Raw genomic sequence first — 7,836 nt, 5'->3', positions numbered from 1 at the left:
GATGACACTGGACTGCGGGGGGCGCAGGCTGGTCCATGAGTGAGCGCCGCGTGGTCCTGGTCACCCAGCGCCGCGACCGCGTCCCGGAGCGTCTGGAGGTGAGGGATGCGCTCGAGGACTCCTGGGCCTCGTGTCTGTGGGAGGCGGGCTGGGTGCCGTTCCCCGCGGTGAACGTGGCCGCTGCGGCCGCTGCCCAGTTCGAGGCCCTCCGTCCGGGACTCGTCATCCTCAGCGGGGGCAACGACGCTCCGGGGACGGGGCAGGAGCCGGTGCCCGCCCGGGACGAGACGGAGTCCGTCCTCCTGTCGCTCGCCGCCCGGACGGGGACGCCGCTGCTGGGAGTGTGCCGGGGCGCGCAGATGCTCGCGCTCTCCGCCGGGATGAGGCTCGTGCGCGTGGAGGGCCACGTGCGCGTGCGCCATGCGCTGACGGGCCCGCTCGCCAGCGCGTGGCGAGGCCCGTCGGAGGTGGCGAGCTTCCACCACTGGGGCGTGGAGGAGGACTCCCTGCCCGCCGGGTGGGACGTCCTCGCGCGCGCGGAGGAGGGTGGGGTGGAGGCCTTCGCGAACAGGGAGCGGCGCGCGCTCGGAGTCCTCTGGCATCCCGAGCGCGAGCCCCACCACCTTCCCGCAGTCCTCGAGTACCTGGAGGCATACGAACCGTGAAAGCAATCATCCTGGCCGCAGGTCTGGGAACCCGCATGGGGCCGCTGGCGGCGAGCCGGCCCAAGTGTCTGGTGGAGCTGATGGGAGCGCCGCTGCTCGACCACCAATTGGCCGTCTACAAGCACTTCGGCGTGGACGTCACGGTGATGGCTGGCGCGCATCCCGAGCAGATTCAAGCGGGGCGGGACGTGCGCGTCGTGGTGAACCCGGCCTACACCACGGGCAACATGGTCGCCACGCTGCGCTTCAGCCTGCCGGTGGTGTCCCGGAGCGAGCCGGTCCTCGTCGCCTACGGGGACATCGTCTTCTCGCGCGAGGTCCTGGGGGCGATGCTGGCCGCATCGCGAGACATCGACGTCGCCATCGACACGCAGTGGCGCCGGCTCTGGGAGCTGCGGATGGAGGACCCCACGGCGGACTGCGAGTCATTGCGCCTGGAGGGTGAACGCATCGTGGAGATTGGCGCGCGGGTGCGCTCGGTGGAGGAGGTGCAGGGGCAGTACATCGGGCTGCTGCGGTTCGGGCCCGGGGTCCTGCACGCGCTCTACGAGCGCTTCGACCTGCGCGTGGCGAAGGATCCCCGCTACTGGAACACGTCGATGACAGCCTTCCTCCAGGACCTCATCGCGGAGGGCGTGGCGGTGCACGCCGTGCCCATCGCGTCCGGCTGGCTGGAGGCGGACAACGCGGAGGACCTGCGCCGCTACACCGAGGCCCACGCCTCGGGAGCCCTGGCGGACCTCTGGTCTCCCACGGCGCTCCCCCGCTGAAGCCTCAGATGAGGCGCACCCGAGCGTCCCCCGCGTCCTGGAGCAGGGAGAAGCCGGCGCGGTAGCGCTCCTGGATGTCGGGGACGGAGGTCAGCGCGCGGACGGCCGCGTCCCAGTCCGGCCAGGTGAGCTGCTCCGAGCGGACGGCGTCGCTGAAGGGCGAGTCGTCCGTGAGGTGGAAGTGCACCTGTCCGACGTCCTGTCGGGGCCCCGCATTGACGAGCACCGACGCGGGGGCCCGCTGCCGGGCGCTGGCGATGAGCGCGAAGAGGCTGGCGCGGAGTCCGGCGTGGCGCGGGTGCGCCAGGGCAAAGACATCCGGCACGCCCCGCAGGGGGACGGCGATGTGGTGGAAGGTGCCGTAGACCGGGCGTGGGTGGCGGTAGACGGCGGCCAGCTCCGAGCGCTCCACGGAGGTGAGCGGCAGGAGCCGATCCGCGTGCGCGAAGCCGAAGCGCACCAGGGAGCCGGAGGCCGGGGTCCTCGCCATCCGGAACGCCAGCTGTTTCAGGGTTGCCATGAACGTCCTTCGCTCGGGTGTCAGTCGAAGGAATCATGTCCTCGCGGTCTGACAGATTGCGCCGCCGATGTCAGACACCCTCGACAGGGCTCCCTTCCATCCTATGCTTCCGGCCGCCACTCCAAAGGGAGAATGCATGGACGTGATGCACACGCAGGCCCTGAGCAGCGCCAGGAAACACGTCGTCGGAGGGTGGGGATGGCACGGTCCGTCCCTGCTCGCGGCCGTGCTGTTCGCTGGCAACGTCCTCGCTGCCGCACCCGAGGCGAACAGCCAGACGCCCAACGTGTTCGCCGCGCTGGAGCACGGCCTGCGTCCCTCCACCCTCAAGTCAGGCGAACCGCTGCCGGGCTGGTCGCTGCAGGAGCGCATGGCCTACCACCACGTGCCGGGCGTGGCCATCGCCGTGCTGAAGGGCGGCAAGGTCGTGCAGGCCGCGGGCTTCGGGGTGCGCGAGGCGGGCACCCAGGACGCGGTGAACGCGGACACCCTGTTCTCCGTCGGCTCGGTCAGCAAGGTCGTGACCGCCGCCACCACGCTGCGCAGGGTGGCGGCCGGCAAGCTCGACCTGGATCGCGACGTCAACACGTACCTGACCTCGTGGCGGATCCCCAAGGCGCCGGCCTTCGCTCAAGACAAGGTCACCCTGCGAATGCTGATGTCGCACACCTCGGGCCTGACCGTGTGGGGCTTCGAGGACTACCTGCCGAACGAGAAGCTGCCGACCCTGGTGCAGACGCTCGACGGCGTGGCTCCGGCCAAGAACGAGCCCATCCGCATCGACTTCGAGCCGGGCACGCGCATGCGCTATTCCGGCGGCGGCGTCACCGTCGAGCAACTGGTGCTGGAGGACACCACGCGCAAGCCGCTCGAAACCATCGCCCGGAGCGAGCTCTTCCAGCCTGTAGGGATGCGCCGAAGCACCTTCGTCAATCCGTTGCCGGCCAGCCTGGGCAACATCGCCAAGGCCCACGACAAGGACGGACAGCGCGCTGCATTGCCGCGAGGCTGGGAGACCTTCCCGGAGCAGGCGGCGTCGGGACTGTGGACCAGCGCCAACGACCTGGGCGCCTTCGTCGGCGCATTGATCAACAGCTATCAAGGCAAGGGCGGCTTCCTGCCGCAGCCGCTCGCCCTGCAGATGATGACGGAGGTCACTCCGAGCCTTCACGGGCTCGGACCCCGCCTGGAAGGCGATGGCCAGACCCGCGTCTTCCATCACGGTGGCTCCAATGACAGCTACCGCGCCTGGATCGAGGGCTACCTGGAGACCGGCGACGGCATGGTCATGCTCACCAATGGCCCCGGAGGCACCCAGTTGATGGTGGAGATCCGCAACGCGCTGTCGGATGCACTGGGCCGCGGCATCAACCCGCTGGAGCGCACGGTGGAGCTGGCCCCGACCGTGTTTGCTGATTACACCGGCACCTACCGCCTCGATGCCGGCGTGCCAAACGACCTGACTGGCAACCTGGCCGGCCACTTCGCCTCCGGCACGCTCAAGGTGGGCATCACCGAGGGCGCCGTGACGGTGGCCGAGGACAAGCAGTCGCCGAAGACGCTGCGGCCGCTCTCCCCGACGCGCTTCCTCGGCCCGGTTGAAATCCTCCCACTCCGGTTCGAGTTCCTGCGCAATGCCAGGGGGCAGGTGTATGCCCTGTTCGTGGAGCGCGGAAACGCCAGGGTCTACTTCCGCCGTGACGCAGGCAAGGTGGTCGCGCAGTAGGCTGTCTACGGGGAGGGGAGGAAACATGAGTGGAGACAACGAGGGGAAGTCGACCCAGGTCAGGCCCGAGCCCAACGGGAGGCTCGTCCTGCACAAGCTGCTCGACAATCAGTTCATGGAGATGGGGCGCCTGCCGCTTCCGGAGAACTGGATCCTGAACAACGGCAAGGCCGCCATGAGCGGTCCGGGCAACGTGAATGTCTTCATGCTCCCGCTCAAGACGTTCACGTTCTCCAACGACCCCATGATGCGGGAGGTGTACCGCCAGAGCGGTGCTCCGATGCGGCCCTTCTACTCCATGGATCAGGTCGTCCAGGAGGACCTGATGCCGACCGCGAGGCAGGAGGGCTCGCAGTTGGTGCGGCAGTACGACGCGCCGGAGGACCGGTACGAGGAGAGCAAGGGCGTCGTCCTGAATGCCTTGGCGAACGTCCAGTACAATCCCGAGTACGTCCGGGCGTACAACCAGGGCGAGATGGCTCGGGAGCAGTCGAGCTGGGCGGGGCACCAGCAGCGCATGCAGGCCAACAAGGCGGCCTTCGAGGCGCAGCAGCGGACCTTCCACGAGAAGAACGACGCCATCAATGCGTCCATCGCGGCGACCTACGCCCAGAACAGCGCCACGTCGGATCGCATCCACCACCGCTCCATGAACGCCATCAAGGAAGAGGAGACGGTCCGCAACACGGCCGACGGACAGCGCTACCAGGTGCAGGCGGGTGCCACCCGGTACTGGATGAATGACAGCGGCCAGTACGTGCCGTCGAACGACCCGAACTACGACCCCAACCGGGACCCGCGCTTCAACCACCAGCAGTGGAAGAAGGCTGACATCGAGAACCCGTGAGGACTCGAGCGCATCCCGGATGACCGGGCTTCGGCTTCCTGGATGGACACCCGCTTTCGCGCCATGCTCCTGCAACCTTCCTTCTTGAACGCAGGAGCATGAAGTGGACGACCTCCAGGAGTTCGCGCGCCAGGTATTCGCCTCCCAACCCTTCAGCCAGTTCCTGGGCGCTCAGCTTGCGAGCAGCGGGCCTGGGACCGCGGAGCTGCGGCTGCCCGTTGTCGATCAACTGAAGCAGCAGCACGGCTTCGTCCACGGGGGGGTGCTCAGCTACCTCGCGGACAATGCCATCACGTTCGCGGGCGGGCTGGCGCTGGGCGGAAACGCGCTGACGTCCGAATACAAGATCAACTACCTGAAGCCGGCGCTGGGAACGCTGCTCATCGCGCGGGCGCAGGCGAAGAGCGCGGGGAAACGTCAGGCCGTCTGCCAGTGCGAGATCTTCGCGGTGCAGGACGGCGAGGAGAAGCTGTGCGCGGTGGCCCTGGGGACGGTCGTGGCCGCGTGAGTGTGGTAGAGGGGCGCGCCATGAACCTCTCTCGATTGTCGCTCACGGGCCTGGGCGTGGCGTTCCTGGTGATGGGCTGCGGTGGAAGCCGGAGCAACTCCAAGGTGGACCTGTCTGGAATGGGGCCGTCCATGAACGCCAAGCGTTATGCGAACCTGGAGAAGCTCGCCGCCAAGGACCTCAACTGCACCGAGGAGCTGACGCCGACCTATCTCGGTGAGAACCAGTATCAGATGAGTGGCTGCAACGCCGACACGACCTACGAGCTGCGCTGCAAGATGGGGCAGTGCGCCTGGGTTCCCGATGTGAAGGGCCGTGCGGCGTTCGACCTGGACTGTGAGCGGGCGAAGCTCACGACGACCCGGCTGGACCCCGTCACGGTTGGAGTCTCGGGTTGTGGAAGGCGCGCGGCCTACCGGCTGTTGGGAACGGTCCACTCCTTCTCCTGGACGTTGAATTCGCCCGTGACCCAGGAGGAGGCGCCGCCGGCTTCGCCTGCCACGGGCGCGGTGCCATAGCGCCTCTCCAAATCTCTGAGCGCGGTGTCTGACCTTGGACCTCCAGGGCCTGCTTGGATGCGCAGGCCCGGGGCTGCCAGTGCCCACCGCGCTCGACTCAGCGGACGGGCCCGCCTGCGCTGCCGGAGGCGCCAAGCTGCCCGCGCGCCGAGTCGATGGTTTCGAGCACGGCGATGCTGCGCTCGAGCGGATGCAGCGGTGACTCCGTGAGTCCTTCGGCGATGTGTCGTGCGACCGCGGCGGCCTGATAGGCGAGGCCCTCGCTGCCGTGGATGCCGGACGGGTCGGTCCAGCGCAGTTGCTGGTCCGACCTCGCGGCCTTCAACGTGAAGCCGCCGGGAGTGAAGAAGCGCGAGTCGAGCTGGAGGCGCGCGTGCGTGCCCGCGATGACGGCTTCCTGGGGCGTCTCCGCGAAGAGGGTGGTGTGCAGCAGCGCCTGGGCCCCCGTGGCGTAGGTGAGGACGAGGGCCGCCTGCCCGTCCACGCCTGTCTGGGTGAGGGAGCCTGTCGCGTGCACGTGCGGAGGCGGGCCGAGCACGAAGTGCGCGAGCCAGATGGGATAGATGCCGATGTCGAGCAGGGCGCCGCCGCCGAGCGCGGGGTTGAAGATGCGGCCTTCAGGCTCGAAGTCGAAGCGGCCCCCGAAGTCCGCCATGACGAGCCGGAGGTCTCCGAGCACGCCTTCGCGCAGCAGTCGTTCGATGAGCAGCGTCTGGGGAAGGAAGCGCGACCACAGGGCCTCCATGGCGAAGACGCCCGCGGCGCGAGCGGCCCGGGCGATGTCGCGGGCCTCGCCAGCGTCGAGCGCGAGAGGCTTCTCCACGAGGACGTGCTTGCCGGCGGCGATGGCGAGCAGGGCCTGGCGCTTGTGTTCGCTGTGGGGAGACGCCACGTAGACGATGTCGACGTGGGGATCGGCGACGAGCTGCTCGTAGGACGCGTGGACGCGCGGGATGCCGTAGGTCGCGGCGAAGCGCCCGGCGCGCTCGGGATCCCGCGACGCGACCGCGTGGACGCGCTGGTCGGTGTGGTGATGCAGGGCCCAGACGAAGCCTCCCGCGATCCGTCCGGGCGCGAGCACGCCCCAGCGCAGCGTGGGACCTCCGCGCAAGGGAATGGCTTCGGCGGGGGGGAGGGTCGTCGGGAAGAGGCTCACGGCCCCGAATCTAGCCGCTGGGCGACGTCGTTTCTCAGCCGCCCTTGGGCATGTTCAAGGCCATGGCCACCAGCGAGAGGGTCAGGTCCTCGGGCTGGTAGGGCTTGAACGGGTTCAGCGTCGTCCCGGTGGAGTCGAGGTGATCCAGCCCGTGCAGGGTCACGGACTTGGAGCCGGGGATGAACGCGTCCTGCGGGAGCACCAGGCCGTCCGACTTCACGCCGTAGCGCTGCTGCATGTACTCCTCGGCGACGAACAGCGGCGAGGTGGGGTTGGCGGTGGTGGAGGCCATGCACACGGTGGGGATGCCCGCGGGCATCGGGTGCTCGGCCAGGAACTTCTTGCGCGAGTCGTACGTCAGGTCCTCACCGGCCTGGATGCTGCCGCCAATGGCCTCGATGGCGCCGCCCACGCCGTAGCGCACCAGCGGGTTGTCCAGCAGGTCCTGCGCCATGGGCGAGCCGCCGTACGGCGACTGGATGGTGACCAGGGCGCGCACGTGCTCCTTGAGCTCCGGGTACAGCGCCAGGGCCGCCGCCGAGTCCAGGCCGCCCTTGCTGTGGCCCATCAGCACCACCTGCTTGCCGTTCTTGGCGGCTTCCAGCACCGCCTGCCGGACGATGGCCGCGTTGTGCTCCACGCCCATGTCCGTGTCCACGGGCACCCGGCCCACCTGCAGCCCCTGGGCCTCCAGCGCGTCCAGGTTCTTGTCGAAGTAGATCTCCTTGGGCGCCGCCTCCGACAGCAGCCCGCCCACCGCCAGGAACACGCAGTTCTTGGCCTCGGGAGGCAGCACGTTCTGGCCCGTGCGCACCGCCTGGTTGAGCTTCTGGAACTCCGCGGTGGAGTCCTTGGCCGGCGGATACGCCTTCTGGATCCAACCGATCTTGTCCGCCTCGCCCTTGCCCGGCCAGGGGATGGGCAGGCGCAGGCTGTTCACCTGCGAGAGCGCATTGCCCCGCTGAGAGCCCGCCGGAGCCGCCGTGCTGAAGCTGTCGCGCGCCGCCACGGCGTTGAAGCCCAACGCGGGCTTGGACCGGGTGGAGGCTTCCGGCGCGACCCGCGTCTGGAGGGGCGACGTGGGGCTGGAAGGACGCTTGACCTGGACCATGAGGGGGACCTCGGG

The 7,836-nt window shown here is 69.0% G+C and carries 9 protein-coding genes; 6 read left to right on the top strand and 3 right to left on the bottom strand.

The features are described 5' to 3' along the window. The first annotated feature begins 35 nt into the window (after positions 1-35). Both D7Y13_RS34835 and D7Y13_RS34830 read left to right on the top strand, forming a co-directional pair. Positions 36-665: a gamma-glutamyl-gamma-aminobutyrate hydrolase family protein gene (locus tag D7Y13_RS34835; protein ID WP_120582062.1), complete on the top strand. Its 630-nt coding sequence runs from the start codon at positions 36-38 to the stop codon at positions 663-665. After that, a complete protein-coding gene (locus D7Y13_RS34830; protein ID WP_147444143.1) occupies positions 662-1,435 on the top strand; it encodes a phosphocholine cytidylyltransferase family protein in 774 nt (257 codons plus the stop codon). The genes D7Y13_RS34835 and D7Y13_RS34830 overlap by 4 nt, the downstream gene beginning before the upstream one ends. A gap of 4 nt (positions 1,436-1,439) precedes the next feature. On the opposite strand, the gene D7Y13_RS34825 is transcribed toward D7Y13_RS34830, so the two are convergent. Beyond that, on the bottom strand, positions 1,440-1,955 hold the full coding sequence (locus D7Y13_RS34825; protein ID WP_120537607.1) for a hypothetical protein: 516 nt from the start codon (positions 1,953-1,955) through the stop codon (positions 1,440-1,442). A 136-nt stretch (positions 1,956-2,091) separates the two neighbouring features. Between D7Y13_RS34825 and D7Y13_RS34820 the strand changes: the two genes are divergently transcribed. From D7Y13_RS34820 to D7Y13_RS34805, 4 genes are all read left to right on the top strand, one after another. Beyond that, positions 2,092-3,681 carry a serine hydrolase domain-containing protein gene (locus D7Y13_RS34820; RefSeq protein WP_233595255.1) on the top strand — a complete coding sequence of 530 codons (1,590 nt, stop codon included), beginning with the start codon at positions 2,092-2,094 and terminating at the stop codon, positions 3,679-3,681. A gap of 25 nt (positions 3,682-3,706) precedes the next feature. After that, a complete protein-coding gene (locus D7Y13_RS34815) occupies positions 3,707-4,528 on the top strand; it encodes a hypothetical protein (RefSeq protein WP_120582059.1) in 822 nt (273 codons plus the stop codon). 103 nt (positions 4,529-4,631) lie between these two features. Continuing rightward, positions 4,632-5,036, top strand: coding sequence for a PaaI family thioesterase (locus tag D7Y13_RS34810; protein ID WP_120582058.1), 405 nt, complete (start codon positions 4,632-4,634; stop codon positions 5,034-5,036). A gap of 20 nt (positions 5,037-5,056) precedes the next feature. Further along, a complete protein-coding gene (locus tag D7Y13_RS34805) occupies positions 5,057-5,554 on the top strand; it encodes a hypothetical protein (RefSeq protein ID WP_147444142.1) in 498 nt (165 codons plus the stop codon). 97 nt (positions 5,555-5,651) lie between these two features. On the opposite strand, the gene D7Y13_RS34800 is transcribed toward D7Y13_RS34805, so the two are convergent. Together D7Y13_RS34800 and D7Y13_RS34795 are read right to left on the bottom strand one after the other, a co-directional pair. Next, the gene (locus D7Y13_RS34800; protein ID WP_167508805.1) at positions 5,652-6,710 is read right to left on the bottom strand and encodes a Gfo/Idh/MocA family protein; all 1,059 of its coding nucleotides are present in this window, start codon (positions 6,708-6,710) and stop codon (positions 5,652-5,654) included. Between the two features lie 34 nt (positions 6,711-6,744). Then, positions 6,745-7,836 (bottom strand): lipase family alpha/beta hydrolase (locus D7Y13_RS34795; RefSeq protein ID WP_244222412.1); only part of this gene is annotated, 1,092 nt, incomplete at its 5' end.

The organism is Corallococcus praedator, assembly GCF_003612125.1.
Classification (GTDB): Bacteria; Myxococcota; Myxococcia; order Myxococcales; family Myxococcaceae; genus Corallococcus; species Corallococcus praedator.
This window is presented reverse-complemented; position numbering and strand designations above follow the sequence as displayed.

Excerpts from the sequence above, each read along its gene's own strand:
- D7Y13_RS34835 (WP_120582062.1), top strand. The coding sequence starts at position 36 with ATGAGTGAGCGCCGCGTGGTCCTGGTCACCCAGCGCCGCGACCGCGTC.
- D7Y13_RS34825 (WP_120537607.1), bottom strand. The coding sequence starts at position 1,955 with ATGGCAACCCTGAAACAGCTGGCGTTCCGGATGGCGAGGACCCCGGCC.
- D7Y13_RS34820 (WP_233595255.1), top strand. The coding sequence starts at position 2,092 with ATGGACGTGATGCACACGCAGGCCCTGAGCAGCGCCAGGAAACACGTC.
- D7Y13_RS34815 (WP_120582059.1), top strand. The coding sequence starts at position 3,707 with ATGAGTGGAGACAACGAGGGGAAGTCGACCCAGGTCAGGCCCGAGCCC.
- D7Y13_RS34805 (WP_147444142.1), top strand. The coding sequence starts at position 5,057 with ATGAACCTCTCTCGATTGTCGCTCACGGGCCTGGGCGTGGCGTTCCTG.